Origin of the sequence: Streptomyces sp. NPDC000983 (genome assembly GCF_040299205.1) — a bacterium.
GTDB lineage: Bacteria > Actinomycetota > Actinomycetes > Streptomycetales > Streptomycetaceae > Streptomyces.
The window spans coordinates 1-15,965 of record NZ_JBEPBM010000044.1; the positions used below are offsets into that span (position 1 = coordinate 1).

The following is a 15,965-nucleotide window of genomic DNA, read 5'->3' on the forward strand; positions in this document are numbered from 1 at the left end:
CGGTCGATGTAGTCCTGGACGGAGGCGATGTGCAGGCGCAGTTGGTGGCGGGCGACGGCGCGGTCGCGGTAGTCGAGGACCTCGGGGAAGTTGTGCCCGGTGTCGACGTGCAGGAGCGTGAAGGGAACCGGGGCGGGCGCGAACGCCTTCAGGGCGAGGTGGAGCATGACGATGGAGTCCTTGCCGCCGGAGAAGAGGATCACCGGCCGTTCGAACTCGCCCGCCACCTCGCGGAAGATGTGCACCGCCTCGGACTCCAACGAATCCAGATGCGAGAGCGCGTACGGGGTGTTTGTGCCCTCCTCGACCGAGGAGACGGTCGTCGTCATGCCAGGCCCCTTTCGCTGAGCAGGGCGTACACGGCCGCCGCGGACTCCTGTACGGACTGGTTCTGCGACTCGATGCGCAGATCGGGCGTCTCGGGCTCCTCGTAGGGGTCGTCGACCCCCGTCAGCCCGGACAGCTCGCCCGCGGCCTGCTTGGCGTACAGGCCCTTGACGTCACGCTCGCTGCACACCTCGACCGGGGTGGCCACATGGATCTCCACGTACGCGGCCCCGCTCTCCTGGTGGCGCTTGCGCACCGCCTCACGGCTGTCCGCGTACGGCGCGATCACCGGCACCAGCGCCTTGACGCCGTTGCGGGCGAGCAGGTCGGCCAGGAAGCCGATGCGCTGGACGTTGGTGTGCCGGTCCTCGCGGCTGAAGCCGAGGCCCGCGGAGATGAACTCGCGGATCTCGTCGCCGTCGAGGACCTCGACACGGTGGCCCTCCTCGCGCAGCCGGCCGGCCAGCTCGTACGCGATGGTGGTCTTGCCGGCACTCGGCAGACCCGTGAGCCAGACGGTGGCTCCGGTCGTCACGTGGTTCTCCTGATTCTCCGGAAACGGGGTCGTGGTCACAGGTGCAGTCCGCACTCGGTCTTGGAGTTGCCCGCCCAGCGGCCGGCGCGCGCGTCCTCGCCCTCGAGGACACGGCGGGTGCAGGGGGCGCAGCCGACGGAGGCGTAACCGTCCATCAGCAGCGGGTTGGTGAGGACGCCGTGCTCGGTGACGTAGGCGTCCACGTCCTCCTGGGTCCACCGGGCGATGGGGGAGACCTTGACCTTCTGCCGCTTCTCGTCCCAGCCGACGACCGGGGTGTTCGCCCGGGTCGGGGACTCGTCGCGGCGCAGGCCCGTCGCCCACGCCTGGTACTCCGTCAGGCCGCGCTCCAGCGGCTCGACCTTGCGCAGTTTGCAGCACAGGTCCGGGTCGCGGTCGTGCAGCTTCGGGCCGTACTGGGCGTCCTGCTCGGCGACCGACTGACGCGGGGTGAGCGTGATGACGTTGACGTCCATCACCGCCTCCACCGCGTCACGGGTGCCGATGGTCTCGGGGAAGTGGTAGCCGGTGTCGAGGAACACCACGTCGACCCCGGGCAGCGCGCGGGAGGCGAGATGGGCGACGACCGCGTCCTCCATGGAGGAGGTGACACAGAACCGCGGGCCGAAGGTGTCCACCGCCCACTGGAGGATCTCCAGCGCGGAGGCGTCCTCCAGATCGCGGCCCGCCTGCTCGGCGAGCGCCTTCAAGTCCTCGGCGGTGCGCTCTTTCTGAGTGGTCGTCATATCTCGTCTCCCCCTGCTTCGGTCGGCCGAACGCCCCGGGCCAGCAGCCCGAGGAACTTCAGCTGGAAGGCCCGGTTGCACGCCGCGCATTCCCACGCGCCGTGGCCCTGCTCGCTGGGGCGCAGGTCCTCGTCACCGCAGTAGGGGCAGTAGAAGGGGGCGGCCCGCTCGCTCACGACAGGGCCTCCTCGGTGGCACGGGCGGCCCAGACGGCGAAGCGCTCGCCGTCCTCGCGCTCGGCCTGGAACCGCTTCAGGACCCGCTCGACGTAGTCGGGCAGTTCCTGCGACGTCACCTTCAGACCACGCACCTTGCGGCCGAAGCCGGCCTCCAGCCCGAGCGCGCCGCCCAGGTGCACCTGGAAGCCCTCGACCTGCTCGCCCTGGTCGTTGAGGACCAGCTGGCCCTTGAGACCGATGTCCGCGACCTGGATACGGGCGCAGGCGTTCGGGCAGCCGTTGATGTTGATGGTGATCGGTTCGTCGAACTCGGGGATGCGGCGCTCCAGTTCGTCGATGAGGGAGGCGCCGCGCGCCTTGGTCTCGACGATGGCGAGCTTGCAGTACTCGATGCCGGTGCAGGCCATCGTGCCGCGCCGGAAGGGGGACGGCTTGACGGTGAGGTCGAGCGCCTCCAGGCCCTCGACGAGCGAGTCGACCTGCTCCTGCTCGACGTCCAGCACCAGCATCTTCTGCTCGGCGGTGGTACGGACCCGGCCCGAGCCGTGCGCCTCGGCCAGCTCGGCGATCTTGGTCAGGGTGGCGCCGTCCACGCGGCCCACGCGCGGGGCGAAACCGACGTAGAAGCGGCCGTCGTTCTGCCGGTGCACGCCGACGTGGTCGCGCCAGCGCTCGACGGGCTGGGCCGGGGCCGGGCCGTCGGTCAGCTTGCGCCCCAGGTACTCGTCCTCCAGCACCTGGCGGAACTTCTCCGGGCCCCAGTCGGCGACCAGGAACTTCAGGCGGGCGCGGGTGCGCAGCCGGCGGTAGCCGTAGTCACGGAAGATCGAGATGACGCCCTCGTAGACGTCGGGGACCTCGTCCAGCGACACCCACGCGCCGAGCCGGACGCCGATCTTGGGGTTGGTGGACAGGCCGCCGCCGACCCACAGGTCGAAGCCGGGGCCGTGCTCGGGGTGGTTCACGCCGACGAACGCGATGTCGTTGATCTCGTGCGCCACGTCCAGCAGCGGGGAACCGGAGACCGCGGACTTGAACTTGCGGGGCAGGTTCGAGAAGTCCTTGTTGCCGACGATCCGGCGGTGGATCTCGTCGATCGCCGGGGTGCCGTCGATGATCTCGTCGGCTGCGATACCGGCTACCGGCGAGCCGAGGATCACTCGGGGCGTGTCCCCACAGGCCTCGGTGGTGGACAGGCCGACCGCCTCCAGGCGGTTCCAGATCTCGGGCACGTCCTCGATCCGGATCCAGTGGTACTGGACGTTCTGCCGGTCGGTGATGTCGGCGGTGCCGCGCGCGAACTCCTGCGAGATCTCACCGACGACCCGCAGCTGCTGTGTGGTCAGCCGGCCGCCGTCGATGCGGACGCGCAGCATGAAGTACTCGTCGTCCAGCTCCTCCGGCTCCAGGACGGCCGTCTTGCCGCCGTCGATGCCCTGGCGGCGCTGGGTGTACAGACCCCACCAGCGCATCCGGCCGCGCAGGTCGTTGGGGTCGATGGAGTCGAAACCGCGCTTGGAGTAGATCGTCTCAATGCGTGTCCGCACATTGAGACCGTCGTCGTCCTTCTTGAACTGTTCGTTGCCGTTCAGCGGGGTGAAGTGCCCCGCGGCCCACTGGCCCTCGCCGCGGTGACGGCTCGCCCTGCGGCGAGGAGTCGCGGCGGCGGGGTTCTGCGGGGTGGCGGCCATGGTTCTACGTCCTTCGGGACAGGCGGGTAAACGGCTCTGATCTGCGCACAGGGGGCACGGCAAACGTGCGCGTCCTTGCGCAGGAAAGCAGGCAAAGGGGGATGTGCCGGGCGGTGCTGGAGGGGCTCTCAGCGCGCCGGACAGATGGCGCTGGACATGCGGCCGAGGTCGACGTGCCGCCGACTCACCAAGGCAATTCCAGTTCCAGGCATGACGGAAGCGTGTCACGGCGTTCTGGACACAGTCCAGCTTCGTCCAAGATGCGGACACCCTTGTCCCATAGAGCGAGACAAGGGTGTCCTTGGTCACATGGCGGAGTTGTCTCGCCTTGTGCAGGTCAGGCGGGGTATGCCCCGGGCCAGGGGCCGGGGGCGGCCACCTCGGGCTGTTCCTCGACCTTGGTGTCGAACAGCTTGAAGCCGCGGCGCTGGTAGTTCGCCATGGCGTGCTCGCCGTCCAGGCTGCAGGTGTGCAGCCACACCCGCTCGGTCCGCGGCAGTCCGGGCCAGCGGTCGGCGAGGTCCCAGGCCCGGGCGACGCCCCGGGAGAGGAGGTGGCCGCCGATGCGGCGGCCCCGGAAGGCGGGGACCAGTCCGAAGTACTCGATCTCCACGACCCCGTCGTCCTGCGGGGACAGCTCCACATAGCCCGCCGGTGTGCCCCGGTCGTAGGCGACCCAGTTCTCCACCCCGGGGCGCTCCAGGTGCTCCCGCCACTGTGCGTGGCTCCAGCCCAGCCGGTCGATCCAGCGGATGTCGCCGCCGACGGCGGAGTAGAGGAAGCGGCTGAACTCGGGGGAAGGGACCTCGGAGCGGACGATCCGCACGTCCCCCTCGGGGGCGGCGGCCGGCAGCAGGTCGGAGGGGTCCGTCTGCTCCAGGGACCAGGTGGTCACGGGGATGTTGGGCATGAAGCCCAGGGAATCATCTATTCGAGCGCGTTGTCGATCGCGTCCAGCTCCAGCGCGAACAGGGCCCTTCCCGACTGGGACCAGACCTCGCCCCGCTCCTCCCAGTAGGACAGCGAGGGTGTCGCCGCGCTCCAGCAGGCGTGGGACTCCTCGGCCCCGCACCGGGTGGGCCGGGCCTCCTCGGTGCCCTGCCGCCAGAGCGTGCCGCGCTCCTCGGCCGGCTGGGTCACGTACCAGTGCGAGCCGTACGACAGGACCCCGCCGGACCCGTCGACCTCCGAGCGGTACGCCTGGGCCGGGAGTCCGGTGGCGAGGAGCCCGGCGCGGCCCGGCTCCTTGCTGAACGAATAGCGCCGCAGCAGGCCCTCGCCGCTCGCCACCAGACTGTCGGGCGAGGTCGTCCGGTCCAGCGACAGGCCCACGGGGTCCGGCCCGGCCGTCCGGTACACGCCGGTCACCGGCATGACGAACCGGGTGCCGTGCTCCGCGGCGGTCGTGGCGTCGGCGCGCCGGATCTGGTGCAGGTCGTAGACGTACACCCCGTCGCCGGCGCCGACCAGCAGCTTGTCCTGGTACCAGACCAGGCCGGAGACGGCCGGGCGCAGGGCGCGCTGGCCGGTGCCGCCGGCTCCCTCGGGTGCGGGGGCCGCCAGCAGGACCCAGGTGTAGCGGAGCCGGTCGAGGTCGTCGGCGTCGACGAAGGCGACCCGGGAGGCGCCGGGGGTGGACCAGGCGGAGAGGACCACACGGTGCTCGCCCCAGCGGCCGTCGTCGTCGGCGTCCCCGGAGGTGGTCACTCCGGCGGACCGCCAGCCGCGGGTGTCGGCGGCGTCCCAGCAGTACGCGTGGGTGGCGGCGGGCGCCACCGGCAGGGCGGCGCGCTCGCCGGTGGTGCAGTGGGCGGGGTCGCGCAGGGTGCGGTCGGCGTGGTCGAGCACCGTGCCGACGCCGACGGAGCGGCCGGGGGCGCGCTCGGGCGCCGGCTCCTCGCGCAGTCGGAGCGGGTCCAGTTCGGCGGCGGAGGTGAGGGGCTTCAGCGCCCCGGGGTCGTCCTCGACGGTGGCCTGCGAGACGCTGATCATGGTGGCGGCGGCGGTCAGCGCGAGAGCGGTCCCGGCCAGCACTCCGCGCAGCGCACGGCCCCTTCTGCGCCGGCGGTGTCTGCCGCGATGCTTCGTCATGCCGTCCTCCCGAGGGCGGGCCAACTGCGCCTGTTGATCTGTGCGTTGACCAAGGAGCAGGTGGGGTGGCCCGTAAGCGATGCTACGGCAGTGGGGCACGCTCGGGGACGAAGACCCCGCAAATATGCGGAAGACACCGCCATGAGGCATTCCCGAGGACGAACCGGCCGCCGAACCCGAGGCGCTCGCGAGGGCCAACGCGAGGCACTCCCGAGGCGCTTCGGAGGGCCGACCCGAGGCACTCCCGAGCCCGGCGCCCGCGGCCCCGACCGCCCCTCGCGGGCGGGCCCTTCAGGCCCCGGCGCCCGGATTCCGGCAGGCCGCCACCCCGGGTGCCGTGGAGTGCGGCAGCAGATCGCGGGGGTCCTCGGGGCGCAGCACCTCGATCTCCACGCCTTCGCAGAAACGATACGGCCGATGGTCGAGCAGGCCCCCCAGATAACGCCGTACCCGGGACATCTCGGCCCGCACCGTCACCGTCCGGCCGGGGTCGCCGAACACCTCCTCCGCCAGGGCCGACGCCCCGAGCCCGCCCCGGTGCCGGGCCAGCAGGCAGAGCAACTCGGCGTGCCGGGGGCTCAGTTCATGACTCCACGCGCCCGCGCCCCCGGCCACCGTCAGTGAACGGCGCCGGGGCTGCGACAGATCCAGCACGATCCGGGTCCGCCCGCCCGGCACCGGCTCGTCCACGGGCCGCAGCAGCCAGCCGCCCGCCAGCGGCTCCACCGCGCACGGCCCGAGCGGCGGCAGCCACCGGCGGCCCGCCCCCAGCGCCTTGGGCAGCGTGATCCGGCCGGCGTACGGCATCCCCGTCACCGCCGCGCACCAGCCGTCCCGGTCCACCGCCAGCGCCCGCCCCGCCAGCCGGGCCAGCACCGGCGCCGCCACCGCGCGCAGCCGCTCCAGCGAGGCCAGATGCGCCTCCCGCAGCCGCGCCTCGGCGAGCTTGGCCACCGCGTCCACCCAGGCCAGGGTCGCCGGGTGCATGGTCTCCAGCGGTCCGCTGACGTCCACCACGCCGAGCAGCCGGCCGTCCCGCGGATCGGTGATGGGGGCGCCGGCGCAGGTCCAGCTGGCGTGCGTGCGCACGAAGTGCTCGGAGGCGAAGACCTGGACGGGCCGGCGCACCACGGCCGGGGTGCCCACGCCGTTGGTGCCGACCACGTCCTCCCGCCAGTCCGCCCCGGGTTCGAACCCGAGCACGTCGGCCTTGCGCAGCACCGCCGGGCTGCCCTCGCGCCACAGCACCCGGGCCTCCTCGTCGGCGACGACCATGATGTGGTGCGCGGTGTCGGCGACCGACAGCAGCCCCTCCCGCAGTACCGGCAGCACCTGCCGCAGCGGGCTGGCCTCCCGGCGCCGCTCCACCTCCTCGCGCGAGAGCAGCCCGGCCCGGAAGTCGTGGTCGGGGTCGACCCCGCCGCGCAGCATCCGCCCCCAGGACTGCTCGATCACCGGGCGCGGGGCGAGGGGCCCCCGCTGCCCGGTGAGCGCGGCCTGGCGCACCTCGCTCAGCACCCGTGCCGCGCGTGCCGTGTCGACGGCGGCCAGTTGCGTCACGTCCATCGGTGACAGCGCCACTGCTCCTCCCCTCGGTCGCGGTCCTTCCTGACTGTTCGTCTCATGGTGACGCCCCGCCCCCGCGGAGGGGCACAGTCCGCACACAGCGGCCAATAAGTTGCAACCTCTTGCAACCCTGGTGGTGGCGCTTGGCCTGATTGAAACTTGAGCAACGCCGTCCCGAGCGGCGTTCGCGGCCTCGAACGGGCCAGCGCGGGGGTGGTGCCGTGTCGGCGCAGCACCACCCCCGCCAACGCGTCCGCCCAGGTCACACCGTCATCCCAGCGGCCGGGCACGGTCCACCAGGGCCTTCAGCGGCAGGCCGGTCGGCAGCGCCCCGAAGACCGCGCCCCCGTCCCCGCCCAGCCGCGAGGCACAGAACGCGTCAGCCACCTCCGGCGGCGCGAAACGGACCAGCAGCGACCCCTGGAGCACCAGCGCGAGCCGCTCCGTCAGCCGCCGGGCCCGGCCCTCGACGCCCTCCAGATCGGCGAGTTCGGTCAGCAGCCCCCTGATCGCGCGGTCCAGCCGGTGGTCCGCGCCCCGCGCCAGGCCGATCTCGCGCAGACACGCGTCCAGCGCGGCCGGCTCCCGGCGCAGCGCCCGCACCACGTCCAGCGCCTGCACGTTGCCCGCCCCCTCCCACACCGAGTTCAGCGGCGACTCCCGCACCAGCCGGGGCATCCCCGACTCCTCGACGTAGCCGTTGCCGCCCAGGCACTCGGCGGCCTCCACCGCCACCGGCGTACACCGCTTGGTCACCCAGTACTTGGCGGCGGGCACCGCGATGCGCAGCAGGGCCCGCTCCTGCTCGCTCCCGTCGTCGTACGCGGCCGCGAGCCGCAGGCCCAGCGCGGTCGCCGCCTCGGACTCCAGGGCGAGGTCGGCCAGCACGTTGCGCATCAGCGGCTGCTCGGCCAGCCGGGCGCCGAAGGCCCGCCGGTGCTCGCAGTGGTGGACCGCCTGGGCGACCGCCTGCCGCATCAGCCCCGCCGACCCCAGCACACAGTCCAGCCGGGTCGCCGCCACCATCTCGATGACGGTCCGCACCCCGCGCCCCTCCTCGCCGACCCGGCGCGCCCAGGTCCCGGCGAACTCGACCTCCGCGGAGGCGTTGGACCGGTTGCCGAGCTTGTCCTTGAGCCGCTGGAGCAGGAACGGGTTGCGGGTGCCGTCGTCCAGGACCCGCGGGACGAGGAAGCAGGTCAGACCGCCCGGGGCCTGCGCCAGCACCAGGAAGCCGTCCGACATCGGCGCCGAGCAGAACCACTTGTGCCCGGTCAGCTCGTAGGACTCCCCGTCGGGCAGCGGGCGCGCGGCGGTGGTGTTGGCCCGCACGTCGCTGCCGCCCTGCTTCTCCGTCATGGCCATCCCGAACAGGGCACCCGCCTTGAGCCGGGCGGGCCGCAGCTCCCGCTCGTAGAGCGTGGACGTCAGCCGGGGCTCCCACTCGGCGGCCAGGTCCGGCTCGGCGCGCAGCGCGGGCACGGCCGCGTGCGTCATCGACAGCGGGCAGCAGGTGCCGGCCTCCACCTGCGTCCACACCACGAACGCCGCCGCCCGCCGCACATGCCCGCCCGGACGGTTCCACGCCGAGGTCAGCCCCGCCGCGACCCCCTTGCCGAGCAGCCGGTGCCAGGACGGATGGAAGGCGACCTCGTCGACCCGGTTGCCGTAGCGGTCGTGGGTGCGCAGGCCGGGCGGGTTCTCGTTGGCCAGCGCCCCCCACTCCTGGAGCTGCGCCGAGCCGGCCGACCGCCCCAGCGCCGACAGCTCCCGGCGCGCCTCGTCGAGCGGACCCGGGCCGAGATGCCGTTCGACCGCCGAGGTGAGCGCCCGGTCGGCGCTGTACACGTCGTAGCCGACCAGGGGCGGGGGCTGATTCGTCACGGTGTGGGTGGTGCCGTCCATGCGTGCGAACCTACCGCTCCGTGCCGGCCCGGTGACCGCACCGACGCTCCCGCCCCCGGGGCGGGACGGAAGCGGGCCGTACGGCGGATAACGTTAGGTCGTGCAGCCAGCAAGTGAATCCTCCGAGCGGCCCTCCGGCCGTCTCCACCGGGCGCGTGCCCTCTACCGGAACGTCTCCAAGCGCAGGACCGCCTGGCTGCTGCTGAAGGACACCGTCAACTCGTGCATCGAGTACCGGATCCTGGGGCTCGCGGCGGAGGCGGCCTTCTTCACGCTGCTCTCCGTCCCCCCGCTGCTGCTGAGCATGATCGGACTGCTCGGCTACGTCGACGACTGGACCGGCACCGAGACCATCACCAGCCTGGAGGCCAACCTCCTGGAGGCGTCCCGCACGGTCCTGTCGGACAAGGGCGTGCGGGACATCGCCCAGCCGATCCTCGACGACGTCATGAAGGGCGGCCGCCCCGACGTCATCTCCATCGGCTTCCTGTTCGCCCTGTGGTCGGGCTCCCGCGCGGTGAACGTCTTCATAGACACGATCACCGTCATGTACGGCCTGGACGGGGTCCGCGGGATCGTCAAGACGCGGCTGGTCGCCTTCGTGCTCTTCCTGGTCGCCCTGGTGATCGGCTCGATCGCGCTGCCGCTGATGGTGGCCGGCCCGGACGCGGTGCTGAACGTCCTGCCCTGGTCGGAGACGCTGGTCCAGGTCCTGTACTGGCCCGTGGTCATCGTGCTGTCCATCGCCTTCCTCACCACGCTCTACCACGTCTCGGTCCCCGTGCGCTCCCCGTGGATCGAGGACGTGCCCGGCGCCCTGGTGGCCCTCGGCATGTGGGTCCTCGGCAGCTTCCTGCTGCGGATCTACCTCACCAACACCGTCGAGGGCGCCACCATCTACGGCTCCCTCGCCGCCGCCGTCGCCGTCCTGCTGTGGATCGGCGTCTCCGCGTTCGCCGTGCTCGTCGGGGCCGCCGTCAACGCCGCCATCGACCGGGTCTGGCCGGCCGCCGCCACGGCCGCGGCCCGCGCCGCCAACGAACGGCTGCGCGAGGCCCAGGTCGCCGAGTACGTGGCCCGCGCCACCGCCCACCGCGAGGCCGCCCAGGACCCCGACGACCCGGACGACCCCGACATGCCCTCGGAGTTCCCCGAACGCTGGTCCCGCTTCCTGCCGCCCGAGGACCTCTCCTCCCGGCTGCGCACCCATGTGAAGAGCACGCACCCGCCGCGCAAGCCGGACGGCGACTGACCGCCCGGCCGCCGCGCCTCACCCCTTCCAGGCCCCCTCCGCCGCGGCCTCCCGGGCGAAGTCGGCGAAGTCCCGGGGCGCACGGCCCAGCACCTGCCGCACCCCGTCCGTGAGCCGGGCGTTACGGCCGTCCAGCAGGGTCTCGAAGACCTCCACCAGGAACTCCGCCTCCTCCGGCGGGATCCCGAACCCGGTCAGCCGCTCCCCGTACGCCCGCGCCGGCACCGGCGTGTACGTCAGCGCGGTCCCGGTGGCCGCCGCCACCTCCTCGACCGCCCGGCGGAAGGACAGCAGCCGCGGCCCGGTCAGCTCCACCGTCCGCCCCGCGTACCGGTCCCCGGCGGTCAGCACCGCGGCCACCACGTCCGCGATGTCCCGTACGTCGACGAACGGCTCCTGAACCTCGCCCGCCGGGAAGACCAGCCCGCCGCTCTCGCACAGCTCACCGGCGAGCGGACCCTCGCTGAGGTTCTGGGCGAACCACGCCGCCCGCACCACCGTCCACCGCGCGCCGGACGTCCGCAGCGCCTCCTCGGCCGGCAGCGCCTGGTCCTCCCCGCGCGCCGACAGCAGCACCAGCCGCCCTACGCCCAGACCGACCGCCTCCCGGGCCAGCGCGCCCACGCCCTCGGCGGCGGCCGGCGAGCCGATGTCGGTGGGGTACATCAGATAGGCGGCGTCGGCCCCGCGCAGGGTCGCCGCCCAGGTCGTCGGGTCCTCCCAGTCGAACCCCGTGGACCGGGTCGCCTCCCGCACCCCGAGACCGGCCGCCCGCACCGCCCGCGCCACCCGGCTGCCGGTCCGCCCCGAGGCCCCGGTCACCACCACGGTCGTGGCCGTCGTGTTCTCTGCTTCCGCTGTCGTGTTCGTCATGTCCCCAGTCAACGGCCGCGGGTCGCTCCGGCCCATCGCCGAGCGGCTCAATCCCATACGCGCGCGTCTACGCTGAACGCGCACGTCTACGCTGGCGCCATGGACGCAATCGCCGGGCTGCTGGAGGGACCCCGCGCCCGCGGCGCCTTCATGATCCGCGCCTGTTTCGACCCGCCCTGGGCGGTACGCATCGAGGACCGGGCCCCGCTCACCGTGATGCTCATGGTCCGCGGCGAGTCGTGGATCGTGCCGGACACGGGCGAGAAGGTGCGCATCGGCCCCGGGGACCTCGCCATCGCGCGCGGACCCGACCCGTACACCTGCGCCGACGACCCCGGCACCCCGCCGCAGGCGCTGATCCTGCCCGGCGGGGAGTGCCGCTACCCCGACGGCCGCTCCCTCAACGGCGTCATGGATCTCGGCGTGCGCACCTGGGGCGACCGGCTCGACGGCTCCGCGGTGATGCTGATCGGCACCTACCTGTGGCAGGGCGAGGTCGGCGGACGGCTGCTGGACGCGCTGCCGCCGCTGCTGACGCTCACCCGGGACGTGTGGGACTGCCCGCTCACCCCGTATCTGGCCGAGGAGATCGTCCGCGACGAACCGGGCCAGGAAGTGGTCCTGGACCGGCTGCTGGACCTGCTGGTCATCGCGGCGCTGCGGGCCTGGTTCTCCCGGCCCGAGGCGGCCGCCCCCGCCTGGTACCGGGCGCTCGCCGACCCGGTGGTGGGGCGGGTGCTGCGGCTGGTGCAGGACGATCCGGCCCACGCCTGGACCGTGTCGGCGCTGGCGGCCGAGGCGGGCGTGTCCCGGGCGGCGCTCGCCCGCCGGTTCACCGAGCTGGTCGGGGAGCCGCCGATGACCTACCTCACCGGCTGGCGGCTCGCGCTCGCGGCGGACGCCCTGCGCGACTGCGACGACACCCTCGACGCCATCGCCCGCCGGGTCGGCTACGGCAGCGCCTTCGCCCTGTCCAGCGCCTTCAAACGGGTGTACGGGGTGAGCCCGCAGGAACACCGGGTGAGGGGGGCCCAGGGTCCTTCTGCTCCCTCGGAAGGGCCCTAGCCGTGTACGGGGAACGGCCGTCCCGGCTGCCCGGCGCCGTGGTGTGGACGACCACGTCCTCCGGCGACGGGCGGGTCCTGCCCGACGGCTGCATGGATCTGCTCTGGCACGAGGACCGGCTGATCGTCGCCGGGCCCGACACCCGGGCGCACTCCACCGAGGGCGAGGCCGGCCGCTGGTTCGGGGTGCGCTTCGGCCCGGGCGGCGCGCCCGCCTTCCTGGGCGTGCCCGCGCACGAACTGCGCGACCGGCGCGTCGACCTCGCCGAACTGTGGCCCGCCGCCGAGGCGCGCCGGCTGCGGGACCGGATCGCGGGCGCCGCCGACCTCTCCACCGCGCTGGAGTCCGCCGTGCTGGAACGCGCCCCCGAGCCGGACCCGGCGCTGCGGCGCCTGGTCGCCGCCCTCGCCGCGGGACGGCCCGTCGCCGCCACCGCCGACGAACTCGGCCTCGGCGCACGCCGGTTGCACCGGCACTCGCTCGCCGCCTTCGGGTACGGACCCAAGACCCTGGCCCGCATCCTGCGCTTTTGCCGCGCCCTGGAACTGGCCCGCGCGGGGGTGCCCTTCGCCGAGGCGGCGGCCCGGGCCGGCTTCGCCGACCAGGCCCATCTGGCCCGGGACGTGAAGGAGTTGGCCGGGGTGCCGCTGGGGGTTCTGCTGGGCGGAACCTAGGGGCGGTGCCCAAGGGCCGCGCCCCAGGGCCGCGCGCTCAGGCCGCCGGGGGCAGCGGGGCGAACAGGTCGACGCCGTGGCCGTCCGGGTCCTGCACGACCGCGTACCGCTGGCCCCAGAACGCGTCCCACGGCTTCAGCTCACCGTGGTGGCCGGCGCCCACCAGCTCCTCGTACACCCGGTCCACCTCGGCCGGGTCGTCGCAGCGCAGTGCCAGCGAGTGCCGGCCGCCGGCGGGCGGCCGCCAGTCCGGGTGCAGGGACTTGACCAGCTCCTCGGTGTCCAGCATCAGCCGGGTCCCGCCGGGCAGTGGGGCCTCGGCGTGCGGCTCCCGCTCGCTCCCCTCCGGGAAGTCGAACCCGAGGCTGCGGTAGAAGGCGACGGCGGCGGCCATGTCGGAGACCACCAGGCCGATGGCGTCGAATCGTGGAGTCATGCGGTCACCGTAGACACCGGGGGAGCCGACGGTCTTGAAGGAAACGGACACCGGATGAGAACGCGTGTGCGGCAGGATGGCCGAATGAAGTGTCAACGGGGTCTTCCGTCCTTGCTCTTGTTCACATCGGTGCTGCTCACGGCCTGCGGCAGCGAGAAGGCCGGCGGCGACCCGGCCGCGGCCCCGGCCGAGATCGCCGCGCGGGCCTCCGCCCTCGGTGTCGCGCCGGAGCACGTCTACGTCACCGACGTACCCGGCTTCACCCTCGCCCGGCAGTCGGTGGGCGTGCTCGGCGGCGACGGCTTCTCGGCCGTGTACGTCGCCGAGGACGGCGGGGCGCAGCTCCAGCTCTCCGTGGACCGCGGCACGGTCACCGCCGCGGACTGCGCCGAGGGGGCGACGGCGCCCTGCGAGCGGGAGGGCGAGATCTGGTACCGCGGCCAGGAGTACGCCGTACCGAAGAAGGGCCATGTGGTGCGGGTCGGCGGTGCGGGCATCCCCCGGGACGTGCTGCGGGAGGCCGCCCTCGCCGTGCACCGGCCGTCCGAGGGCGAACTGGACGCCCTGCTCCCGGAGTCGGCGAGCACGGGCGGGGCAGGTGTGGAACGCGGCGACCTCCCACCGGTCGGCGACGGCGCCCCCGACAACGACCAGAACGCCACCGGCTGAGGCTCCGTCATGTGTGGATCGGTGCGGCCAACAGCGCCTAGGGTCAACGGACATGAGTCCCCGGCTTCTCGTCTACACGCGCACCGCCGACTACCGTCACGACTCCATCCCGGCCGGCGTCGACCGTCTGCGCACCCTGGGCGGCTTCACCGTCGACCACAGCGAGGACCCGGCCGCGGTGGCCGCACCGCTGGAGGCGTACGCCGCCGTCGTCTTCCTCTCCACCAGCGGTGACGTGCTCACCCCCGCCGGGCGGGAGCGGCTCGCGCGGTACGTGGAGGCGGGCGGCGGATTCGTCGGGGTGCACGCTGCGGCCTGCACGGAGTACGCCTGGCCGTACTACGGGCGGCTGCTGGGCGCCCGCTTCACCCGCCACCCCCGGCTCCAGCCCGGCCGTGCCCCGGTCGAGGACCGGGACCACCCGGCCACCCGCCATCTGCCGCCCGTCTGGGAACTCACCGACGAGTGGTACGACTTCGACGTCAGCCCCCGCCCGGACGCGAGGGTGCTGGTCAGCGCCGACGAGTCCTCCTACGAGGGCGGCGGCATGGGCGCCGACCACCCCCTCGCCTGGTGCCGCGAACAGGGCGCGGGCCGCGTCTTCTACACCGCCCTCGGCCACGCGGCCGAGCTCTACGCCGACCCGGACTTCCGGGCCCATCTGCGGGGCGGCATCACCTGGGCGGCGCGGCGCACGGCCGGGAGCTGAGCGACCGGCACGGCGGCGCCGTGCTCGCCCGCTCCACCAGCCGGGTGGACAGCTCGGTGCGGGTGCTCTCCGGGCGGTCGCCGTCCATCGTCCGCACCAGCAGCCGCAGCGCGGTCGCCGCGATCTCGGAGAGCGGCTGACGGACCGTGGTGAGTGCCGGGGTGATCCAGCGGGACTCCGGCAGATCGTCGAAGCCGACCACGCTGACGTCCTCCGGCACGGCGAGACCGCGCTCGGCCAGGGCGTCGTACACCCCGTGGACCAGCCGGTCCGAGCAGACGAAGACCGCCGTCGGGGGCTCAGCCAGGTCCAGCAGCTCCCGCGTGCGGCGCCGGGCCAGGTTCTCGTCGGCGCCCGCGTGACGGATGTACTCCGGCCGGTGCCGCACCCCCGCCGAGGCGAGCGCCGACCGGTAGCCGGCCACCCTCGCCGAGCACGCCGTCGTGCGCTGGTGGCCGCCGACCACGGCGATCCGCTCGTGCCCCAGGGCCAGCAGATGCTCGGTCGCCGTCACCCCGCCCTGCCAGTTCGCCCCGCCCACCGACACCACGCCCGGCGGCGGTTCGAGGACCGGGTCGATCATCACGAACGGGATGCGGTGCTGCTCCAGCCGCCCGAACTGGACGGCCGTCAGATCGGGCAGGTGGAACAGCGCGCCCGAGGAGCCGCGGGCGGTGAGCTTGTCCAGCCAGTCGCGCTCGGACCGGCCGCCCACGGAGCGCGGCAGCCCGGCCGAGACGACCACCTCGAGGCCGGCGTCATGGGCCGCCGCCTCCACCCCGTGCAGGACCGCGCCGGAGGAGGAGGTGTCCAGCGAGTGCACCACCAGGTCGACCAGGCCGGGGGTGCGGACCGCGTCGAAGCGGGGTCTGCGGACGTAGCCGAGCCGGTCCAGGGCCTCCGTGACCCGGCGCCGGGTCTCGGGGGCGACGTCCTCGCGCCCGTTGACGACCTTGGAGGCGGTGGGCACGGACACCCCTGCCTCCCGGGCGACGACCGCCAGGGTCGGCCCGGCCGCCACGCTCGTACTCCCCGTACGGACCATGGGGAACCGCCTCTCCGGATAGTAAGCGCTTCCTACCCTAGGTTCGCGGCCGGACGGCGGGAAGAGGCCGGTGGCCCCAGGGGCTCCGGGCGGGCAGGGGCTTTCGACATGCCGAACACCGGCCTCGGGAGGGCTTGGGCGTGGTACCGGCGGGTGTCACCCGAGTGGGTCAGCGCCGACGCTCTCCGCCGGAATACATCCG

General features: G+C 73.5%; 18 protein-coding genes. 5 read left to right on the forward strand and 13 right to left on the reverse strand.

The window, feature by feature from the left end:
* The 10 genes from ABT296_RS32800 to ABT296_RS32845 all read right to left on the reverse strand — a co-directional run.
* Positions 1 to 329 (reverse strand): phosphoadenosine phosphosulfate reductase domain-containing protein (locus tag ABT296_RS32800; RefSeq protein WP_351932771.1); only part of this gene is annotated, 329 nt, incomplete at its 3' end.
* Positions 326 to 901 (reverse strand): adenylyl-sulfate kinase, encoded by a 576-nt coding sequence (cysC, locus tag ABT296_RS32805; protein WP_502977387.1) that lies wholly within the window; start codon positions 899 to 901, stop codon positions 326 to 328. The genes cysC and ABT296_RS32800, both read right to left, overlap by 4 nt.
* Positions 898 to 1,608, reverse strand: a complete 711-nt coding sequence (locus ABT296_RS32810) for a phosphoadenylyl-sulfate reductase (RefSeq protein ID WP_351932775.1) — start codon at positions 1,606 to 1,608, stop codon at positions 898 to 900. Before ABT296_RS32810 ends, cysC begins: the two co-directional genes overlap by 4 nt.
* Positions 1,605 to 1,784 (reverse strand): hypothetical protein, encoded by a 180-nt coding sequence (locus ABT296_RS32815; protein ID WP_351932777.1) that lies wholly within the window; start codon positions 1,782 to 1,784, stop codon positions 1,605 to 1,607. The genes ABT296_RS32810 and ABT296_RS32815 overlap by 4 nt, the downstream gene beginning before the upstream one ends.
* Positions 1,781 to 3,478, reverse strand: coding sequence for a nitrite/sulfite reductase (locus tag ABT296_RS32820; protein WP_351932779.1), 1,698 nt, complete (start codon positions 3,476 to 3,478; stop codon positions 1,781 to 1,783). The genes ABT296_RS32815 and ABT296_RS32820 overlap by 4 nt, the downstream gene beginning before the upstream one ends.
* A 128-nt stretch (positions 3,479 to 3,606) precedes the next feature.
* Positions 3,607 to 3,690, reverse strand: a complete 84-nt coding sequence (locus ABT296_RS32825) for a putative leader peptide (RefSeq protein ID WP_310887545.1) — start codon at positions 3,688 to 3,690, stop codon at positions 3,607 to 3,609.
* A 125-nt stretch (positions 3,691 to 3,815) separates the two neighbouring features.
* Positions 3,816 to 4,388 (reverse strand): GNAT family N-acetyltransferase, encoded by a 573-nt coding sequence (locus tag ABT296_RS32830; RefSeq protein WP_351932781.1) that lies wholly within the window; start codon positions 4,386 to 4,388, stop codon positions 3,816 to 3,818.
* A gap of 17 nt (positions 4,389 to 4,405) precedes the next feature.
* Complete coding sequence (locus ABT296_RS32835; protein ID WP_351932783.1) at positions 4,406 to 5,569, reverse strand: hypothetical protein; 1,164 nt, start codon at positions 5,567 to 5,569, stop codon at positions 4,406 to 4,408.
* A 291-nt stretch (positions 5,570 to 5,860) separates the two neighbouring features.
* Complete coding sequence (locus ABT296_RS32840; protein ID WP_351932785.1) at positions 5,861 to 7,150, reverse strand: helix-turn-helix domain-containing protein; 1,290 nt, start codon at positions 7,148 to 7,150, stop codon at positions 5,861 to 5,863.
* 255 nt (positions 7,151 to 7,405) lie between these two features.
* The gene (locus ABT296_RS32845; protein ID WP_351932787.1) at positions 7,406 to 9,040 is read right to left on the reverse strand and encodes an acyl-CoA dehydrogenase family protein; all 1,635 of its coding nucleotides are present in this window, start codon (positions 9,038 to 9,040) and stop codon (positions 7,406 to 7,408) included.
* Between the two features lie 100 nt (positions 9,041 to 9,140).
* Between ABT296_RS32845 and ABT296_RS32850 the strand changes: the two genes are divergently transcribed.
* Positions 9,141 to 10,292 carry a YihY/virulence factor BrkB family protein gene (locus ABT296_RS32850; protein WP_351932789.1) on the forward strand — a complete coding sequence of 384 codons (1,152 nt, stop codon included), beginning with the start codon at positions 9,141 to 9,143 and terminating at the stop codon, positions 10,290 to 10,292.
* 18 nt (positions 10,293 to 10,310) lie between these two features.
* On the opposite strand, the gene ABT296_RS32855 is transcribed toward ABT296_RS32850, so the two are convergent.
* A complete protein-coding gene (locus ABT296_RS32855; RefSeq protein ID WP_351932791.1) occupies positions 10,311 to 11,165 on the reverse strand; it encodes a Rossmann-fold NAD(P)-binding domain-containing protein in 855 nt (284 codons plus the stop codon).
* 99 nt (positions 11,166 to 11,264) lie between these two features.
* Between ABT296_RS32855 and ABT296_RS32860 the strand changes: the two genes are divergently transcribed.
* Both ABT296_RS32860 and ABT296_RS32865 read left to right on the forward strand, forming a co-directional pair.
* Positions 11,265 to 12,230: an AraC family transcriptional regulator gene (locus ABT296_RS32860; RefSeq protein WP_351932793.1), complete on the forward strand. Its 966-nt coding sequence runs from the start codon at positions 11,265 to 11,267 to the stop codon at positions 12,228 to 12,230.
* A 2-nt stretch (positions 12,231 to 12,232) separates the two neighbouring features.
* A complete protein-coding gene (locus ABT296_RS32865; protein WP_351932795.1) occupies positions 12,233 to 12,904 on the forward strand; it encodes a DUF6597 domain-containing transcriptional factor in 672 nt (223 codons plus the stop codon).
* A gap of 37 nt (positions 12,905 to 12,941) precedes the next feature.
* Here ABT296_RS32865 and ABT296_RS32870 read toward each other — a convergent pair whose 3' ends face one another.
* Complete coding sequence (locus tag ABT296_RS32870; RefSeq protein ID WP_351932797.1) at positions 12,942 to 13,340, reverse strand: VOC family protein; 399 nt, start codon at positions 13,338 to 13,340, stop codon at positions 12,942 to 12,944.
* Between the two features lie 84 nt (positions 13,341 to 13,424).
* Here ABT296_RS32870 and ABT296_RS32875 point away from each other — a divergent pair, with 84 nt between their 5' ends.
* Both ABT296_RS32875 and ABT296_RS32880 read left to right on the forward strand, forming a co-directional pair.
* Complete coding sequence (locus tag ABT296_RS32875) at positions 13,425 to 14,009, forward strand: hypothetical protein (RefSeq protein ID WP_351932799.1); 585 nt, start codon at positions 13,425 to 13,427, stop codon at positions 14,007 to 14,009.
* 52 nt (positions 14,010 to 14,061) lie between these two features.
* The gene (locus tag ABT296_RS32880) at positions 14,062 to 14,718 is read left to right on the forward strand and encodes a ThuA domain-containing protein (RefSeq protein WP_351932801.1); all 657 of its coding nucleotides are present in this window, start codon (positions 14,062 to 14,064) and stop codon (positions 14,716 to 14,718) included.
* On the opposite strand, the gene ABT296_RS32885 is transcribed toward ABT296_RS32880, so the two are convergent.
* Positions 14,684 to 15,763: a LacI family DNA-binding transcriptional regulator gene (locus ABT296_RS32885; protein WP_351932803.1), complete on the reverse strand. Its 1,080-nt coding sequence runs from the start codon at positions 15,761 to 15,763 to the stop codon at positions 14,684 to 14,686. The two genes, ABT296_RS32880 and ABT296_RS32885, sit on opposite strands and share 35 nt — an antisense overlap.
* Positions 15,764 to 15,965: the final 202 nt, after the last annotated feature.